This is a genomic window from Streptomyces sp. NPDC001492 (genome assembly GCF_053597275.1).
Window position 1 is genome coordinate 44,182 of sequence record NZ_JBSFHW010000037.1, and the last position, 16,501, is coordinate 60,682.

Consider the following 16,501-nt stretch of genomic DNA (forward strand, 5'->3'; position numbering starts at 1 on the left):
CGCCCCGGAAGGGGCGCGGGCCATGTCGACATGCGGCTCCGCCGCGCGGGGCGACCAGCCGCGATGGAGCCGCGGGCGTCCGACGGCGCGTCGTCGCGCTTCCCCCGGACCGTTCAGCCACCGTCGGCGGCTACCGCGGCACCCCCGGCGAGGTTCCGGCTGCTTCGAGGACGCCCAGGCGGGCGAGCCCGCGAGCGACGCCGACGGATCTGGCCTCGGGGACTCCGGGGAAGAACTCGGCCGCGGTGACCGTCCGTTCGCCGTCGAGGGCGTGCAGCGCGTCGGCGACGGCGTCCGGCACGTTCAGGCGGTGGCCGGCCACCGCAAGGCCGGTCTTGCCGTCGGCGCTGGAGCCGATCTCGACGGGTGTGGCGGTACGGCGGATCAGGGTGCCGGGGCCCAGCGTGTCGACCGCGGCGAGCCGCGCGAACTCACGGCTGCGGCCCAGTCCGCGCCGGGTGCGGCCGGTTTCGACCAGCCGCTTGGCCTCGGCGGCCGCGTCCAGCCGGGCGAGCCGGTCGCGCAGCAGCTCCAGCTTGTCCGTGAGCGCGGCGACGGCCTCCTCCGCTCCGTCGGCCAGGTGCGGGAAGGCGTGGAAGTCGTCGTCCTCGACGAGCGCGGCAACGGTGTCCTGGAGCAGATGGCGCCAGCGGCGCGGCTCGACCCCGACCGACAGGTGCATCGACAGCTCGCTCTTGGCGGCCGCCGCGTGCGGGGTGCCGTGCGGCACGTACAGGACGTCGCCGGGCTCCAGCGTCACCTCGATGGCGGGCTCGCCGAGCTCCTCCGGCGTGTAGGAGCCCTCGTCGCCGCGGCGGTGCTCCGGGGTGTCCCACACCCGCCAGGTCTTGGTGCCGTCGACCTGGACGACGAAGACGTCGATCGAGTCGCGGTGCGGGGAGAAGCCGTCGGTGCGGGCCGGGGTGACGAAGACGACCACCTCCGTGTCGCTGGCGAAGGCGTCGGTGAACGGCTCCATCAGACGGCGGGCGGACGGCAGGACGTGGTTGAGGGAGTTCCAGGTGACGGTGCCGCCGGAGCGGAACAGCTCGTACACCTTTTCCGGGTTGAGGGCCTCGGCCAGCGCGGCGCCGCGCGAGACCGTGCGCGTGTAGGCGCCGGACGGCACGCCCTTGCCGCCCTTCGTCACCCGCAGGTAGGACGGCGGCACCGTCTCCAGCGCGAGGAGGTCGTCGAGCTGCCGGACCGAGGGCAGGCCGTCCAGCCGGCCCGCGAGCGCGCCTCTGCGCAGCAGCGGTTTCCGGTCGAAGTGCTGGGTGAAGAAGACGTCCGTGTCGCCGACGAAGTCCTCGAAGGAATAGGTGTCCACCTTGTCCTGCCTCCTCATGGTGGGTCGGGCTCCTGCCTCCGGCCGGTCGGCCGGCGCGAGTGCCGCCGGACACCGGCGATCCCGCCGCGGGCCCCGAAGGCGTGGGGGCCCGCGACGGTTCGCGAGGGGTACCAGCGGCTCGTCACCCGGCCTGGGCCAGCTCGAACACACCCAGTCGGGTGAGTCCCTGAGCCGCCTTGGCCGAGCGGAGCGCGTCCACACCGGGGAACACGTGGGACGCCTCGATCTCCGCGTCCGGGCCGAGCGCGGCCAGGGTTTCGGCGATCGGTGTGGGTACCGCGATCTTGTGGCCCTTGACGACCAGCTGGGTGCGGCCGCCCTCGTCGTCACCGAACGTCAGGGCCGCTCCGCCGCGGCGCAACCGCGTGTCCGGGCCGATGTCGTCGGTGTCGGCGATGTTCTGGAAGGTGGTGCCCTTCGAGCTGCCGTCCAGGTGCCGGCCGATCTCGGCGAGCCGGTCCAGCTCGGCCGATGTGTCGACGGACTCCAGACGCGCCACCAGCTCCTGGATCTTCTCCTTGAAGACGGCCTCGACGTGCGCCTCACGCAGCTCGCCGATGTGCGGGTACGCGGTGAACACCTCGGCCGTCAGCAGGTCCTCGAAGGTCTCCCGCAGCAGGTCCCGCCACATGCGCGGACGCATCATGATCGACAGGTGCAGCGAGGCCTTGTCCTCGGCGGTCGCCGCGTGCGGCGTGCCGTAGGGCAGGTAGAGCACGTCACCGGGCTGGAGGGAGACCTCGATCTCCGGCTCGCCGAGACCCTCCAGCGTGTACTGGGCGTTGTCGCCCAGGCGCGGGGTCGGCGGGTTCCACAGCTTCCAGTGCTTGGTGCCTTCGAGCTGGACGATGAACAGGTCGACCGGGTCGTGGTGCGGCGGGTAGCCCTTCTTGCCGGCGGGCGTCAGGAAGGCCACCGTGTCGGTGCGCACGGCCATCTTCTCGGTGATGAGGCGGGTGAAGTCACGCATGGCCGGGTCGATCTGGTTGAGCGAGCACCAGGTGACGGTGGCGCCGGCGCGGAAGAGCTCGTAGATCTTCTCGGGGTCCACCACGTCCGTGATGGTCTGCCCCTGCACGACGACATTGCGGCTGTAGCCCTGCTCGGGCACGCCGTTGCCCTTGAGGTTCACCTTGATGTAGGGCGGCCGGATCACCTCGAGGTTCACCAGCTGGTCCAGCTTGCGGAGCGAGAGTATGTCGCGCGGGTCCCCCGGCACGGCGTTCTTCCGCAGCATGGGCTTCTTGTTGAAGTACTCGGCGAAGAAGACCTGCTCGTCTCCCACCAGGTCCGCGAATGCGTAGTCCGCCATGCCTGCCTCTCAATGAATTCGATTGCGTATGTGACGGGGAAGCCGTGATGGTCCTGCGGCTGTGCCGGGCGAGGGGCGGCGTCCGAGGACGCCGCCCTTCCCCACTGCTACTTCAAGAACAATTACTGGATGTTCTTGTAGTAGGAGGTGGCGAGCAGCTCCTCGGCCGTCTCGATGAACTCGATGTCGTCGAACTCGACGTTCTCCATCGCGATTCACTTCCCTTCTTCGTTTTCCCCGGGCTGTTCCCGGCGACTGATGAAATCTTCGCCCAGAACCGGGATTCGGGTCAACGCGTTCAACTGCGCACGGTCCGCACTTGAATTGCCGGGAAAAACAAAAGCGCCCGGGCATCGTCGTCATGACGCCCGGGCGCGCGAGGCAGAATTACACGGCGATCCTATGCCGATTCCGAGATCAGGTCTCCGGCATAGTTTGCGAGCGAACGGTTGTATCTCGGCAGATGCTTGGCCAGCGCGACGAGCGCATACGAGAGCGCCTCCCGCTCGCGGCCGACGTCGGCGAGCGCGAGGGCGAGAAAGCCGGCGACGGCGTCGTCCAGCAGGTCGGATCCGGCCGCGCGCTCGGCTTCCAGCAGGGCGACGCTCTCCTTGACCTGGCCGACGTTCCGCAGGGAGCTGGCCAGTTGGATGACGGCGCGGCGGCGGCGCACACCGGTGAGACCGGCTTCCAGCGCCTGCCGGTAGAGGGGGACTGCGCGGTCGGAGTGACCGGTGGAGTCAAACGCGCAGGCGAGCTCGAAAGGAATCCTCGCATCGTCCGCCGGAAGTTCCGCGACGAGTCCCCTGACCCTTTCGAGGAACTCCTCCTCTTCGTGGTCGTCAAGGGCGGACCACAGGGCGGCGATCCGCTCTTCCCAGACCGTATCTGATGTCGTCACTGCGACAACCTTCCAGCTCTAAGCTCTGTTTTTGGCGGATGATGCGGCGAGGGGCGGCGTCCGAGGACGCCGCCCTTCCCCACTGCTACTTCAAGAACAATTACTGGATGTTCTTGTAGTAGGAGGTGGCGAGCAGCTCCTCGGCCGTCTCGATGAACTCGATGTCGTCGAACTCGACGTTCTCCATCGCGATTCACTTCCCTTCTTCGTTTTCCCCGGGCTGTTCCCGGCGACTGATGAAATATTCGCCGGAACCCGGGATATCCGTCAACCGATCAAGCCCGTCCGCGACTTACCGCGATGCGCACTGTTCAACAGATGCCGGGCAGCGGTTGAACAGTGCGCCGGGAAGGACCCTCGGCTCCGGTCGTTACGTCTGTCGCCAGGGGGTACCCGTGGGACGCCGCCGTCCCCCCGCGGTGGCGCTCGTCCCAGTGGGAAGGCTCCGGGCTGATGGAGACACCTCTGACCACCAGCCGCTCGATCGTCCCCGCCCCGCCCCGTTGCTGGGTCCCGCGGGGCGTCTACGCACCGCAGACCGACACCCGGCTGCTGCGGCGGGCGATGTGCCGCGAGGCGATCACGGAACGTACGGACGTGCTGGACCTCGGCACCGGGAGCGGAGTGCTCGCGGTGGAGGCGGCGCGGCTCGGCGGCCGGGTCACCGCGGTCGACATCTCCTGGCGGGCGGTCGCGGCCACCTGGTTCAACGCCCTGCTGAACGGGCAGACCCTGCGAGTGCGCCACGGCGACCTCGCCTCGGCCGTACCCGGCCGGCGCTTCGACCTCGTGGTCGCCAACCCGCCCTATGTGCCCGCCCGGGACGAGACGCCGCCCGCGGGTGCCGCCCGGGCCTGGGACGCCGGTCCGGACGGCCGGTTGCTGATCGACCGCATCTGCGACACCGTGTCGACGTTCCTGCGGCCGACGGGCGCGCTGCTGCTCGTGCACTCGCATCTGTGCGGCATCGACACCACGCTGGGCCGCCTCACGAACGCCGGTCTGCGTGCCGAGGTCGTCGACCGGACCCGGCTCCCGTTCGGCCGCGTGCTGTGTTCACGGCTCGGCTGGCTGCGCGAGCGGGGGCTGACGGCCGGCGGTACGACGGAGGAGCTGGTGGTGATCCGTGCCGAACACATCTGACCGCCCCCGCCGGGTTCGTGTCCAGCGCGACGGGCCCCTGCTCATCGAGGGACCGGTCGAAGTGGTGGACGAGAACGGCGAGGTGACGGTCTCCCGGCGCTTCACGGTGGCCGTCTGCACCTGCCGCCGCAGCCGTACGTTCCCCTGGTGCGACACCAGCCATCGCCGCCGCGGCCGGCGGCCCTGCGAAGGCGGACCCGAATGAGCCCGGCCCGCCCCCGGGACCAGTCGCGCCACCGGCCCCCGCCACTGCCCGCACCACGGGGCCCGCTCTCCGCCGCCGTGCTGGCCCTGCTGCGGGGTTCGGCCCCCGGGAGCCTTCCCGCTCCGGCGGACTGCGCGCCGTACGGCGAGGACCTGCAGCTCGCCCTCTACGTCCTCTACGAGCTGCACTACGAGGGCTTCCAAGGGGTGCCCGAGGGTCTTGAGTGGGACAGTGGTCTGCTGGCCCGCCGCGGTGCGATCGAGGACCGCTTCCTGGCCGCACTGCGCGCGGACGTGCCGGTGGACGGCACCGACACGGCCCGGCAGGCGCTGGACGAACTCCAGGTCGAGCCGGTGGACACCACGGGCAGCGTCTCGCACTTCCTGCGCGACGAAGGCGATCTCGGCCATCTGCGGGACTATGCGGCCCTGCGCTCGCTCTACCACCTCAAGGAGGCGGATCCGCACGCCTGGGTCATCCCCCGGCTGCACGGCCGGGCCAAGGCGGCGATGGTCGCGGTCGAGTTCGACGAGTTCGGCGCGGGCCGCGCGGACGAGATCCACGCACAGCTGTACGCCGACCTCATGGCGGACCTGGGGCTGGAGACGGCGTACGGGCACTACGTCGACGCCGCCCCCGCGGAGGCGCTCGCGACCGTCAATCTGATGTCCCTGTTCGGTCTGCACCGGGCGCTGCGCGGGGCGCTCGTCGGGCACTTCGCCGCGGTCGAGGTGACCTCGTCCCCGGCCTCCCGCCGGCTCGCCGAGGCGATGCGCAGGGCCGGGGCCGGCCCTGCGGCCGTGCGGTTCTACACCGAGCACGTCGAGGCCGACGCCGTGCACGAACAGGTCGTACGGCACGACGTCGTCGGCGGCCTGCTGGAGAGCGAACCGGGCCTGGAGGGCGATGTGGTCTTCGGGATCCGCACGACCGGTCGTCTGGAGGACGCCCTGGCGGCCAGGCTGCTGGCGGACTGGCGCCGCCCGGGCGGGGTACCCCGGGTCCATGAGACTGAGCGTGCTGGACGTCGGTTCGAACACGGTCCGGCTTGAGGTCAGCGACGCGGAGGCGGGAGTCCCGCTTCCGGTGCACACGGCGAAGTGGAAGCTGCGCCTGTCCGACCAGGTGAGGGACGACGGACGCCTCGGAGAGGCGGGCACCGAGAAGCTGGTCACGGCCCTGACCGCGGCGGCGGAGATGGCCGGCGAGTGGGACGCGCCAGAGCCCCTGGTGTTCGCCACCTCCGTGGTGCGTGACGCGCCCGACCGTGCGGACGTCCTGCGGGCGGTGCACGACCGGACCGGCCTGAGCCTGCGGGTGCTGCCGGGTGAGGTGGAGGCCCGGCTGTTCCTGGGTGCCCGGCGGTGGATGGGCTGGCGCTCGGGCCCGCTGGCCCTCTTCGACATCGGCGGCGGCTCCCTGGAGGTCGCCTTCGGCCGGGGCCGGGTGCCGGAGTTCGCGGTCTCGCTGCCGTTGGGCGCCAACCGTCTCACCAAGGATTTCCCGCACTCGGCGGATCCCCTGAGGACGTCCGGGACGGCAGCCCTGCGCCGCCGGGCGCGCCATCAGCTGCGCGACGCCTCCGCCCGTATCCGCTGGGAGCATCCGCAGACCGCCGTCGCCACCTCCCGTACGTTCCAGCAGCTGGCACGACTGTGCGGGGCCGCGCCGGGGCGCCGCGGCCCGTTCGTCGAGCGCGTCCTGCCCCGCTGCGACCTGCGCCGTGCGATCGACCGGCTGGCCGCGCTGCCCGCCGACCGGCGGGCCGAACTGCCCGGCATCTCCAAGGCCCGGGCCCGGCAGAGCCTGGCCGGGGCGATCGTCGCTCACACCGCGATGAAACTCAGCGGTGTGAAGACCGTCGCCATCTGTCCCTGGGCGCTGCGCGAGGGGATCCTGCTGCGCTGGCTGGAGGACGGCCCCGACTGGTGGGCAGACCTGGAGGGCGAGGACGAGGCGGCGCGGCCCCTGGACGGGGTCACCGTGGCCACGCGCCCCCTGCGGGTGGCCGCCTCGTCGATGCCCTGATGGCGGCCGGGCGAACCGGTCCGGCTCCGGGGGCGTGGCAGACGCTGTGCCGACCGGCGCGTGGGTAGCGTCGTCACGCAGAGGAGTCGCTGGTTTCCCGTCGGTCGGGGCGGGCACTCGCGAGGCGCTTCTCGCTCTCGGCACGGCTGAGGAGAACAATGACCGAAGCGTCGAGCCGCCTCGAGGAAGGCACGGGGCGTGCGTCTCGCGGCGCCGCCGTCCCACTGGGGCGCACGCTGCTCACCTGGGCCTCGACGACCGACCACAAGGTGATCGGCCGGCTGTACATGGTGACCTCGTTCTGCTTCTTCCTCCTCGCCGGCCTGCTCGCTCTCGGCATGCGTGCCGAACTGGCCCGCCCGGGGCTGCAGTTCATGAACGAGCACACCTACAACCAGCTGTTCACCATTCACGGCACGATCATGATGCTGCTGTTCGCCACCCCGATGTTCGCCGGGTTCGCGAACGCCGTGATGCCCCTGCAGATCGGCGCCCCGGACGTGGCGTTCCCCCGGCTCAACGCGCTGTCGTACTGGCTGTATCTGTTCGGCGGTCTGATGGTGGTGTCGGGGTTCGTGGTGCCGGGCGGCGCGGCTGCCTTCGGCTGGTTCGCGTACGCGCCGCTGAACAGCGCGTACTTCTCGCCCGGCGCGGGCGGTGACCTGTGGGTGATGGGGCTGGTGGTCACCGGGGTGTCGACCACACTGGGCGCGGTCAACTTCATCACCACGATCCTGTGTCTGCGCGCCCCCGGCATGACGATGTTCCGGATGCCGATGTTCACCTGGAACGTGCTGTTCACGTCGATCCTGGTGCTGCCCGCGTTCCCGGTGCTCACGGCCGCGCTGCTGGCCCTGGAGTGCGACCGGAAGTTCGGCTCGCACGTCTTCGACGCCACCAACGGCGGCGCCCTGCTGTGGCAGCACCTGTTCTGGTTCTTCGGGCATCCCGAGGTCTACATCGTCGCGCTGCCGTTCTTCGGGATCATCTCGGAGATCATCCCGGTGTTCTCGCGCAAGCCGCTTTTCGGCTATCTGCCGATGATCGGGGCGACGACCACGATCACCATGCTGTCGGCGGTGGTGTGGGCGCACCACATGTTCGCCACCGGCGCCGTGCTGCTGCCGTTCTTCTCCGTGATGTCGTTCCTGATCGCGGTGCCCACGGGCATCAAGTTCTTCGCGTGGATCGGGACGATGGTGCACGGCTCGGTGTCCTTCGAGACGCCGATGCTGTGGTCGATCGGTTTCCTGGTGTCGTTCCTGCTGGGCGGGCTCAGCGGAGTGCTGCTCGCCTCGCCGCCGCTCGACTTCCATGTCACCGACACGTACTTCGTGGTGGCCCATCTGCACTACGTGCTCTTCGGCACCGTGGTCTTCGCGATGTTCGCGGGCTTCTACTTCTGGTGGCCGAAGATCACCGGGAAGATGCTCGACGAGCGCCTGGGCAAGCTGCACTTCTGGCTGCTGTTCCCGGCGTTCCAGCTGACGTTCCTGGTGCAGCACTGGCTGGGCGAGTCGGGCATGCCGCGCCGGTACGCCGACTATCTGCCGTCCGACGGGTTCACCCTGCTCAACACGCTGTCGTCGGCGGGCGCGTTCCTGCTCGGTGTGTCCACCCTGCCGTTCCTCTACAACGTGTGGCACACCTCCCGGCACGGGCGGAAGGTGGCGGAGGACGATCCCTGGGGGTACGGGCGGGGCCTGGAATGGGCCACCTCCTGTCCGCCGCCCCGGCACAACTTCACGGCGCTGCCCCGGGTGCGCTCGGAGTCCCCGGCCTTCGACCTGCACCACCCCGATGTGGTCCAGCAGACCAGGCAGGAGGGCCTGCGGTGAAGGTGGAGGCCGTGCTCTTCGGTGTCGTGGCCGCCTTTTTCGGCGGCTCGGCGGCGCTCTACGGCGTGTGGTCCCACTGGGACCCGGCCGGCACCGCGGCGCTCGTCGTGGCGTTCGCGATGGCCGGGCTGGTGTCGTTCTTCTGCGCCGTGCAGTACGCCCGGCACGGCCGACGCCCCCAGGACCGCGGGGACGCCGAGGTGGCCGACGCCGCGGGGCCACTGGAGTTCTTCCCGCCGCACAGCCCCTGGCCGATCGTCACCGCGTTCGGTTTCGCGGTCACGGCGACCGGCGTGGTCTTCGGCCTGTGGCTGTTCCTCATCGGCTTCGGCGTGCTGGGCCGGGGTGTTCTTGGTCTGGTGTTCCAGTACGTGGACCGGGGTGCCGGTCCACAGGAGTGAGCGGGACGCGCGGGGCGCCCGGCCGGAACTCGGTGACGGGGCGGTGGCCGCTCTCGTAGCCCCCGGCCACGCTCTGGCGCACCTCGCCGGTCTCCTCGCCCTCGGCGAGACGTTCGCGTTCCGCCTCCAGGAGGGCGTGGCACAGCGCGCGGGTGACCACGAAGGCGAGCAGCGGGCCCACGATCAGGGCGATGCGCAGGATCCAGGTGAGGGCGTTGACCGAGATGCGGAAGGTCGCGGCCAGCACGTCGTTGCCGCCGGCCAGCAGCAGGACGCCGTAGAAGGTGATGCCCGCGACGCCGAGGCCGGTGCGGACGGGCCGTTCGCGGGGCCGGTCGCACAGGTGCTGTTCGGTGAGCCACTCGCCGGTCAGCCGCTGCTCGACGAAGGGGTAGGCGTACAGGACGGCGAAGAACAGTCCGGGCAGGACGACCGCCGGCAGCAGGACGTTCCACATGAGCGTGTGCCCCGCGATGTTCGTCTCCCAGGGCGGTACGAGCCGCAGCGCGCCCTCCAGGAAGCCGACGTACCAGTCGGGCTGGGACCCGGTGGACACCTGGTCCGGCCGGTAGGGGCCGTACACCCAGACCGGGTTGATCTGCGCGACGCCGGAGAGGACGGCCAGCACCCCGAACACGATGAGGGACAGGCCGGCGGAGGAGGCCGTGAAGCTCGGGTGGAGGGGCCTTCCGACGGCGTTCGCGTGGGTGCGGCCCGGTCCGCGCCACTGGGTGTGCTTGAGGTGGAAGACGAGGATCAGATGCAGGGTGACCAGGGCGATCAGCGCTCCCGGCAGCAGCAGGACATGCAGGCCGTACAGCCGCGGGATGACGTCGTGGCCCGGGTACTGGGCTCCGAAGACGAAGAAGGCGAGGTACGTCCCCACCACGGGGATGGACAGCATGATCCCCTCGGCGATGCGCAGGCCGGTGCCCGAGAGCAGGTCGTCCGGCAGCGAGTAGCCGGCGAAGCCCTCGGCCAGGGCGAGCACGAACAGGGTGACGCCGATGACCCAGTTCAGCTCCCGCGGCCTGCGGAAGGCACCGGTGAAGAAGATCCGCAGCAGGTGCAGGCCGATCGCGGAGACGAACACCAGGGCGGCCCAGTGGTGCAGCTGACGGATCAGCAGCCCGCCCCGCACGTCGAAGCTGATGTGCAGGGTGGAGTCGAAGGCCTGTGACATGCGCACGCCCCGCAGCGGGGTGTACGGCCCGTCGTAGACGACCTCCCGCATCTCCGGCTTGAAGAAGAGGGTCAGCCACACACCGGTCAGCACCAGGACGAGCAGGCTGTAGAGCGCCAACTCGCCGAGCAGGAACGACCAGTGGTCCGGGAACGCCTTGCGCAACAGCCGGCCGCCCCCGTCGTACACGGGCAGCCGGGCGTCCACCGCGTCCGCCAGCCGCTCCCCGGGGTGGGACGGGCGAGCCGCCCCGGACACCGTCACGACGGGCCCATGGCGCGGCCGAGGGCTTCCTCGTACGGCACCCACCTCACGGCCGCTCTCCCTTCGACGCCGCCTGCTCCGGCATCTGTTGCCCGGAGCGCAAGCGGCGAGTACCCCTCGGTCACGAAACACTCGTGCGCCGGAGGTGTCGCACCCGATCGGCTGACCTCACGCCCCCAGCGCGCGGGCGAGCAGCATTCCGCGGTTGTTGGTGGAGGTCTTGGCGAAGATCGACTTGAGGTGGTCCTGCACGGTGTGCTCCGACAGGGACATCCGGTCGGCCAGGGCGTGGCTGTCGCCGCCCTTGGCCAGGTGGCCGAGGAGGACGCTCTCCCGGGGGCTCAGGGCGTGGGCCCTGGCGAACACGGCGAGCCGCTCGGCCGGTGAGGTCTCCTCGATGGTGACGGCGATGGCCCGCCGCCGGGCGGGCGGCGCCGTGTCGCCGATCCGGGCGGCGCTCAGGGTCAGCCACAGGCCGTCCGCCAGGTGGACCCGGGAGCGCGGCGGGTTCGCGTCGACCCCGGCCTCGACGGCCAGCAGCTGGGCGGCGACGTCGTAGGCACTCGCGGGCACCTCCGGGCGACCGCACCCGGAGGGCACCAGCAGGCTCAGATAGGCGTAGGTGTCCGGGGTACGGGCGAGGACCCGCAGGTCGGGGGAGAGCAGCACCAGAAGGCCAGGGCCCGGGGCGTGGGACGGCCGCACGACGAAGGTGCCCGCCTGGCTGCGGCGCCGCGCCGTGGCAGGCCGGTCATGCCGAATTGACATCCTCCCCCTCTCAAAAGAGGGGGATTCCAACCCAGGCAGGTTGAGGTTCACGGGCGCTCGAACGGCTGGTGGCCGCTGTCACCCCTCCGGCACCGGCTGCATGCCGGGGGCGGGGAATCCCGCCCTGTCCTGCCGCGACGTTGACTGCCGCATTGGTGTCCGCATTGCAGGTGAAGCCACAGGACACACACTCGAACTCAGCTTGGCTCTTGCGTGAGTTCTTCTCGATCCATCCACAGGCACTGCACCGCAGCGAGGTGTAGGGGGCGGGAACGTCCTCGACCCGGCCGGGCGCCTTGTCCGCGGTGCGCCGGCGCAGCAGGCCCCACCCCTGAGCGAGGATGCCCCGGTTGAGCCCGGCTTTCTGCGCCACGTGCCTGCCCGGCTGCTCGGCGCTTCCCCTCGCCGAGCGGGTCATGTTCTTGATGTTCAACTTCTCGAACCGCACCAGGCCATAGGTGCGGGCGAGCATGGTACTGATCTTCTCGCACCAGTCCTTGCGCCGGTTCGCTTCCCGCGCCTTGAGCCTGGCGACCTTCGCGTACCCAGCCGCCTTCTGCGGGCTGTTCTTCCTAGCCCGTGCCGCGCGCCGCTCGTGCTTGCGGATCTGCGCCCGCTCCCTGACGGTGAGCTGCGGGCAGTTCAGGGTGCGGCCGTCCGACAGGGCCGCCGTGATCGTCACACCCCGGTCGATACCGATGACCTCGCCCGTACCGGGCGCGGGAATCGGCGCGGGGATGACGGCGAAGGCGATGTGCCACTGGCCGTGGCGGTAGGTGACCCGGAACGTCTTGGCGTCGGGCAGCTTCGCGCCCTTGCCCTGAGCGCTGAGGCGGAAGCGGACCCAGCCGCAGCCGGGCACCTTGACCTGCGCCCACCGCCGGTTCAGCTTCTGCACGACCACCGACCGGCCCATGACCTGCTTGTCCGTCTTCGCGTTCAGCTTCGGCGAGCCGTCGGCGTTGTACTCGGGTACGCGGTCGGTTCCGATGACCCGGAAGCCCTCGTGACGGAACTTCCTGCGCCAGGTCGGCTCACCGAACCCGGATGTGAACTTGGCATTCTTGGCCTTGGCAAAGTCCTTGAGCGCCTGCTGCTGCACGTCCGCATTGCCAGCACCCAGCCACTCGTTCTCCCGCCGGGCCTCGGTGAGCTGGCGGCACTGCTCCGCGAAACCGGGCGCGCCTCTCCGGCCGGGCTTCCAGTGCGCGTGCTGCTCGACGGCGAGATTCCACACGTACCTCGCGTGCGCGCAGTGCGTGAGCATCTGCTCCGCCTGCGCGGACGTCGGGTACATCCGGAAACGTGCCATGCCGCGAACGTAGCCCGCGCGTTCCCCGACCGCGCACACCATCGATCAACATCACCCGTCCGAGTGACCGCTCCCGGCCGCCGCCCTCGCCCGGCCACCTCTCCCTCAACTCCGAGTCGCCGCACCTCTCTGGGGCCCGCCTCAGCGCCGTCCACCCGACACGCCGGATCGCCCTTGCGGTGATCCGACTACCCCTACCAGGAAAGAAAGGTGGAGCACGAGGGTGGGCCGGCCGGTGCGGGCCAGGAGCCACTTCCCGTGGCGCTCCGCCCCGGTGAAGCGGCGGCCCTCCAGGGCCTCCCGCAGCCGCCGCGCGCCCACCCCGTGCAGGACGCCCGCGTCACGGACGTCGACGTGCCGGATCAGCCTCCCCTTCGCGCAGTCCACGAAGACCTTCCGGAATCCCTCGACGTCCGGCAGCTCCGGCATGACGGCTCACCTCGCTCGGGGAGGCTCCGGCGGCTTCGCTACCGGGTACCCACCCGCGGCTCCCGCACCACCACGGCCTCCCCCGCCGCCACCGTCACCCTGCCGCCGGCCACCGGCTTCCCGGACAGCAGCTCGGTCGCCCCCGCGGAGGCGGCGACCACGGCGTCCTGGTCCGTGTGGTTGATCAGGAAGAGGTAGTCGGCTTCGGTGCCGCGCCGCAGAGCCGCCTCCACGCCCTCCGGAGCGGAGCGCACCGGCTCGACCCCGGCCTCCACCCGGATGCGCTCCAGAAGGCCGGCCAGCGCCTCCGGGTCGGGGTGGGTGGCCACGTACCAGGCCGCGCCCGTTCCGTACGCGTTGCGGGTCACCGCCGGCACCCCGGCGAGCGGCCCGTCCGTGTACGACGTCACCGCCTGGGCGCCCTCCAGCCGTACCCGCTCCGACCAGAGCGTGCCCGTGCCGCCGTCGCTCAGGGCCACCGTCTGCCCGGGCAGCAGCGGGAAGAGCTCGTCCGTGCGGATGCCGAGGGCCTCGCGGAAGGCGCCCGGGTAACCGCCCAGCCGCACATGGCAGTTGGCGTCCACCATGCCGCTGTGGAAGCCGACCGCCAGGGTGCCGCCGCGCTCCGCGAAGCCGGTGAGGTTGGCCGCGCCCGCGTCGTCGATCAGGTACAGCGAGGGGGCGAGGACCAGGCGGTACGGCGACAGGTCCGCGTCGGGGCGTACGAAGTCCACCGCCACGCCCGAGCGCCACAGGGGCTCGTACCAGGCCCGGACCAGGTCCTGGAAGTGCAGTTCACCGCTGGGCTGCGAGGGGAGTTCCATGGCCCAGCGGGCGTTCCAGTCCCAGACGACGGCGACCTCGGCGGTGCCGGTCGCGCCCCGCACCTCCGCCAACGCCCGTAGGTCCGCGCCCAGTTGGACCACGTCCCGCCAGATCTGGCTGTCGGTGCCGGCGTGCGGCAGCATCGCCGAGTGCCACTGCTCGGCGCCCGCCTTCGCCGCCCGCCACTGGAAGTAGGCGATGCCGTCGGCGCCGCGCGCCACATGGGCGAGCGCGTTGCGGCGCAACTCCCCCGCCGTCTTGGCGCGGTTGACGGGCTGCCAGTTCACCGCGCCCGTGGAGTGCTCCATGAGCAGCCACGGGCCGCCCGCGAGCGAGCGGACCAGGTCGCCGCTGAGGGCGATGTCGATCTGCGACTCGGGGTCGGCGGACTGGAGGTAGTGGTCGTTGGAGACGATGTCCAGCTCGGGCGCCCAGCGCCAGTAGTCCAGGGCGTCGAAGTTGAACATCACCATGAAGTTGGTGGTGGCGGGGGTCTGAGGCGCGGCCTCCCGCAGGACGTCCCGCTCGGCCTCGTACAGCGAGAGCAGGGCGTCGCTGCAGAAGCGGCGCCAGTCCAGCCGGTGGGTCGGGTTCGGGACCGCGCCCGTCGCGCGCGGCGGCAGGATCTGGTCCCAGTCGTAGTACCACTGGCTCCAGAAGGTGGTGCCCCAGGCATGGTTGAGGGCGTCCAGGCTCGCGTAGCGGTCCTGGAGCCAGGCGCGGAACGCCTCCGCGCTCACGTCGCAGTAGCACTCCGCGTTGTGGCAGCCGTACTCGTTGTGGACGTGCCACATCACGACCGCCGGGTGGTCCGCGTACCGCCGGGCCAGCTCGCCGGCCATGCGCAGGGCCGCCTCGCGGTAGGCGGGGCTCGACGGGCAGAACGTCTGACGGCTGCCGTACGAGAGCCTGCGGCCGTCCTGGTCCACCGGCAGCGCTTCCGGGTGCTTCACGAAGAACCAGGCCGGCGGGGCCGCCGTCGGGGTCGCCAGGTCGGCGGCGATCCCGTGGGCGTGCAGCAGGTCGAGGATGCGGTCGAGGCGCGAGAAGTCGTACGTGCCCTCGGAGGGTTCCAGCAGCGCCCAGGAGAAGATGTTGACGCTGACCATGGTGACCCCGGCCTCGGCCATCAGACGCATGTCCTCGGCCCAGACCTCCTCGGGCCACTGCTCGGGGTTGTAGTCGCCGCCGTAGGCGATGCCGGGCACATTCAGGGCGCGGGTCATCGCTCACCTCCCGAGAGCAGTCGGCGGGTGGTGGCCACGCCCCACTCGTCCAGGGACAGGAGGCGGTCGCTGGAGGCCATCAGGCCGCCGGTCGCCTCCACGTGCGCCGCCCAGCGCTCCCGTGTCTCCACGGCCGGGCGGGCCATCAGGCAGTCGGGGTCGTTGACCCAGAGGCGGCCGTGCTGCCACTGGCGTCCGGCGCCGGTGAACTCGGCCGGGTCCTGGCCCGGCTGGCTGAAGTCGTCGGCCTCGGGGCGGCGGTGCGGGGCCGTGTCCGGGCTCACCCGCATCGCGTCGAACAGGCCGATCGAGGGCAGGATCGGGGCGCCGCAGCCCAGCAGATACGCGTCCGGGCCGATCGCCTGGCGGATCAGCTCGATGCCCTCGCGGTACGCGGTGAGGGCGTCGACGTCCTTGTGCCGTACGCCGTCCAGCGCGCCCGCGTACAGGAAGTCGACCTTGAAGTAGTCGTAGCCCTCGGTGCGGAGGGTGCGGAAGACCTCGGTCAGATACGCCGCGGCCTCGGGGTGCGTGGTGTCCAGGACGCGCAGGTCGTGGCCCCAGTTGCGGCCGGCGTGGGTGAAGCCGCCGGTGGTGTCGCGGACCAGCCAGTCGGGGTGCTCGGTGGCCAGCTCGCTTGCCGGGTCGACCAGGAAGGGGGCCGTCCAGATGCCGGCCCGGCGGCCGCGGGCCCGGATGGCGTCCGCGATGCCCTCGCGGGAGCGGAAGCGGCCGGAGAGGGTGAGCCAGTCGCCGAGGGCCTTCTGGTAGCCGTCGTCGATCTGGACCACGTCGATCGGCAGGTCGAGGGTGTCCATCGCACGGAGGTTCTCGTGGATGTCGTCCTCGGTGACGTTCGTGAAGTACTCGTACCAGGAGCACCAGACGGTCGGCGCCGGGCGCGGCGGCTCGACACCGAGACTCTCGGCCCAACTGCCCAGCACCGCCTGGATGTTCACCCCCGTCCACTCCTTCACCACGCCGTCGGCGGTGACCTCCGCGAGGCCGTCCGTCACCGTCAGGCGGATGGACGGCACCTCGCCGGTGGGGTCGACGGCCGCCCACAGACGGACCGGGGAGCCGTCGCCGGGGTCGAGCGCCAGCAGGCCCTCGCCCTGGAAGGTGCCCTCGGGGGCGGTCACACCGGGGCGATAGCAGACGGTCGCCCAGTTGTCGTTGGTCGGACGGTACGGCGTGTCGTCGAGGGCGTAGGCGCCGCTGGGGCTCCAGGACTGCCAGCCCTCCTCGTGGACCCGGGCGTTGACCGGGTCCACGGGGACGGAGGCGACGGCGGTGAAGGGGTGGTGCTGCACGG

General features: G+C 71.0%; 16 protein-coding genes. 7 read left to right on the forward strand and 9 right to left on the reverse strand.

The genetic code is table 11. The features are described from left to right. Positions 1 to 130: 130 nt before the first annotated feature. Positions 131 to 1,348: a cupin domain-containing protein gene (locus ACWC1K_RS36245; protein ID WP_450837163.1), complete on the reverse strand. Its 1,218-nt coding sequence runs from the start codon at positions 1,346 to 1,348 to the stop codon at positions 131 to 133. A 124-nt stretch (positions 1,349 to 1,472) separates the two neighbouring features. Continuing rightward, complete coding sequence (locus ACWC1K_RS36250) at positions 1,473 to 2,663, reverse strand: cupin domain-containing protein (RefSeq protein ID WP_450837164.1); 1,191 nt, start codon at positions 2,661 to 2,663, stop codon at positions 1,473 to 1,475. A 47-nt stretch (positions 2,664 to 2,710) separates the two neighbouring features. Here ACWC1K_RS36250 and ACWC1K_RS36255 point away from each other — a divergent pair, with 47 nt between their 5' ends. Next, positions 2,711 to 2,986 carry a hypothetical protein gene (locus tag ACWC1K_RS36255; RefSeq protein ID WP_450837165.1) on the forward strand — a complete coding sequence of 92 codons (276 nt, stop codon included), beginning with the start codon at positions 2,711 to 2,713 and terminating at the stop codon, positions 2,984 to 2,986. Between the two features lie 77 nt (positions 2,987 to 3,063). Here ACWC1K_RS36255 and ACWC1K_RS36260 read toward each other — a convergent pair whose 3' ends face one another. Continuing rightward, on the reverse strand, positions 3,064 to 3,564 hold the full coding sequence (locus ACWC1K_RS36260; RefSeq protein WP_450837166.1) for a tetratricopeptide repeat protein: 501 nt from the start codon (positions 3,562 to 3,564) through the stop codon (positions 3,064 to 3,066). Between the two features lie 453 nt (positions 3,565 to 4,017). On the opposite strand from ACWC1K_RS36260, the gene ACWC1K_RS36265 reads away from it, so the two are divergent. The 6 genes from ACWC1K_RS36265 to ctaF all read left to right on the forward strand — a co-directional run bounded on the left by ACWC1K_RS36265 (position 4,018) and on the right by ctaF (position 9,179). Further along, the gene (locus ACWC1K_RS36265; protein ID WP_450837167.1) at positions 4,018 to 4,707 is read left to right on the forward strand and encodes a HemK2/MTQ2 family protein methyltransferase; all 690 of its coding nucleotides are present in this window, start codon (positions 4,018 to 4,020) and stop codon (positions 4,705 to 4,707) included. Continuing rightward, entirely contained in the window at positions 4,691 to 4,912 is a 222-nt protein-coding gene (locus tag ACWC1K_RS36270) for a CDGSH iron-sulfur domain-containing protein (RefSeq protein ID WP_344403346.1), read from the forward strand. The genes ACWC1K_RS36265 and ACWC1K_RS36270 overlap by 17 nt, the downstream gene beginning before the upstream one ends. Continuing rightward, positions 4,909 to 5,964 carry an iron-containing redox enzyme family protein gene (locus tag ACWC1K_RS36275; RefSeq protein ID WP_450837168.1) on the forward strand — a complete coding sequence of 352 codons (1,056 nt, stop codon included), beginning with the start codon at positions 4,909 to 4,911 and terminating at the stop codon, positions 5,962 to 5,964. The genes ACWC1K_RS36270 and ACWC1K_RS36275 overlap by 4 nt, the downstream gene beginning before the upstream one ends. Next, positions 5,918 to 6,940 (forward strand): Ppx/GppA phosphatase family protein, encoded by a 1,023-nt coding sequence (locus tag ACWC1K_RS36280; RefSeq protein ID WP_450837169.1) that lies wholly within the window; start codon positions 5,918 to 5,920, stop codon positions 6,938 to 6,940. The genes ACWC1K_RS36275 and ACWC1K_RS36280 overlap by 47 nt, the downstream gene beginning before the upstream one ends. Positions 6,941 to 7,098: 158 nt before the next feature. Next, positions 7,099 to 8,778, forward strand: a complete 1,680-nt coding sequence (ctaD, locus tag ACWC1K_RS36285) for an aa3-type cytochrome oxidase subunit I (protein ID WP_450837170.1) — start codon at positions 7,099 to 7,101, stop codon at positions 8,776 to 8,778. Continuing rightward, positions 8,775 to 9,179, forward strand: a complete 405-nt coding sequence (ctaF, locus tag ACWC1K_RS36290; protein ID WP_450837171.1) for an aa3-type cytochrome oxidase subunit IV — start codon at positions 8,775 to 8,777, stop codon at positions 9,177 to 9,179. Before ctaD ends, ctaF begins: the two co-directional genes overlap by 4 nt. Here the strand turns inward: ctaF and qcrB are convergent. The 6 genes from qcrB to ACWC1K_RS36320 all read right to left on the reverse strand — a co-directional run bounded on the left by qcrB (position 9,097) and on the right by ACWC1K_RS36320 (position 16,499). Continuing rightward, positions 9,097 to 10,626 (reverse strand): cytochrome bc1 complex cytochrome b subunit, encoded by a 1,530-nt coding sequence (gene qcrB, locus ACWC1K_RS36295; protein WP_450837172.1) that lies wholly within the window; start codon positions 10,624 to 10,626, stop codon positions 9,097 to 9,099. The two genes, ctaF and qcrB, sit on opposite strands and share 83 nt — an antisense overlap. A 168-nt stretch (positions 10,627 to 10,794) precedes the next feature. Next, a complete protein-coding gene (locus ACWC1K_RS36300) occupies positions 10,795 to 11,394 on the reverse strand; it encodes a helix-turn-helix transcriptional regulator (RefSeq protein WP_450837173.1) in 600 nt (199 codons plus the stop codon). A gap of 10 nt (positions 11,395 to 11,404) precedes the next feature. Further along, positions 11,405 to 12,706, reverse strand: coding sequence for an RNA-guided endonuclease InsQ/TnpB family protein (locus ACWC1K_RS36305; RefSeq protein WP_450837174.1), 1,302 nt, complete (start codon positions 12,704 to 12,706; stop codon positions 11,405 to 11,407). A 141-nt stretch (positions 12,707 to 12,847) separates the two neighbouring features. Next, positions 12,848 to 13,135: a DNA-formamidopyrimidine glycosylase family protein gene (locus ACWC1K_RS36310; RefSeq protein ID WP_450837175.1), complete on the reverse strand. Its 288-nt coding sequence runs from the start codon at positions 13,133 to 13,135 to the stop codon at positions 12,848 to 12,850. Between the two features lie 38 nt (positions 13,136 to 13,173). Then, a complete protein-coding gene (locus tag ACWC1K_RS36315) occupies positions 13,174 to 15,186 on the reverse strand; it encodes a beta-galactosidase (RefSeq protein ID WP_450837176.1) in 2,013 nt (670 codons plus the stop codon). After that, entirely contained in the window at positions 15,183 to 16,499 is a 1,317-nt protein-coding gene (locus ACWC1K_RS36320; protein WP_450837177.1) for a glycoside hydrolase family 36 protein, read from the reverse strand. The genes ACWC1K_RS36315 and ACWC1K_RS36320 overlap by 4 nt, the downstream gene beginning before the upstream one ends. Positions 16,500 to 16,501: the final 2 nt, after the last annotated feature.

Excerpts from the sequence above, each read along its gene's own strand:
- ACWC1K_RS36315 (WP_450837176.1), bottom strand. The coding sequence starts at position 15,186 with ATGACCCGCGCCCTGAATGTGCCCGGCATCGCCTACGGCGGCGACTAC.
- ACWC1K_RS36265 (WP_450837167.1), top strand. The coding sequence starts at position 4,018 with ATGGAGACACCTCTGACCACCAGCCGCTCGATCGTCCCCGCCCCGCCC.
- ACWC1K_RS36310 (WP_450837175.1), bottom strand. The coding sequence starts at position 13,135 with ATGCCGGAGCTGCCGGACGTCGAGGGATTCCGGAAGGTCTTCGTGGAC.
- ACWC1K_RS36245 (WP_450837163.1), bottom strand. The coding sequence starts at position 1,348 with ATGAGGAGGCAGGACAAGGTGGACACCTATTCCTTCGAGGACTTCGTC.
- ctaD (WP_450837170.1), top strand. The coding sequence starts at position 7,099 with ATGACCGAAGCGTCGAGCCGCCTCGAGGAAGGCACGGGGCGTGCGTCT.
- ACWC1K_RS36300 (WP_450837173.1), bottom strand. The coding sequence starts at position 11,394 with ATGTCAATTCGGCATGACCGGCCTGCCACGGCGCGGCGCCGCAGCCAG.
- ACWC1K_RS36305 (WP_450837174.1), bottom strand. The coding sequence starts at position 12,706 with ATGGCACGTTTCCGGATGTACCCGACGTCCGCGCAGGCGGAGCAGATG.
- ACWC1K_RS36275 (WP_450837168.1), top strand. The coding sequence starts at position 4,909 with ATGAGCCCGGCCCGCCCCCGGGACCAGTCGCGCCACCGGCCCCCGCCA.
- ACWC1K_RS36280 (WP_450837169.1), top strand. The coding sequence starts at position 5,918 with ATGAGACTGAGCGTGCTGGACGTCGGTTCGAACACGGTCCGGCTTGAG.
- ACWC1K_RS36250 (WP_450837164.1), bottom strand. The coding sequence starts at position 2,663 with ATGGCGGACTACGCATTCGCGGACCTGGTGGGAGACGAGCAGGTCTTC.
- ACWC1K_RS36255 (WP_450837165.1), top strand. The coding sequence starts at position 2,711 with ATGGTCCTGCGGCTGTGCCGGGCGAGGGGCGGCGTCCGAGGACGCCGC.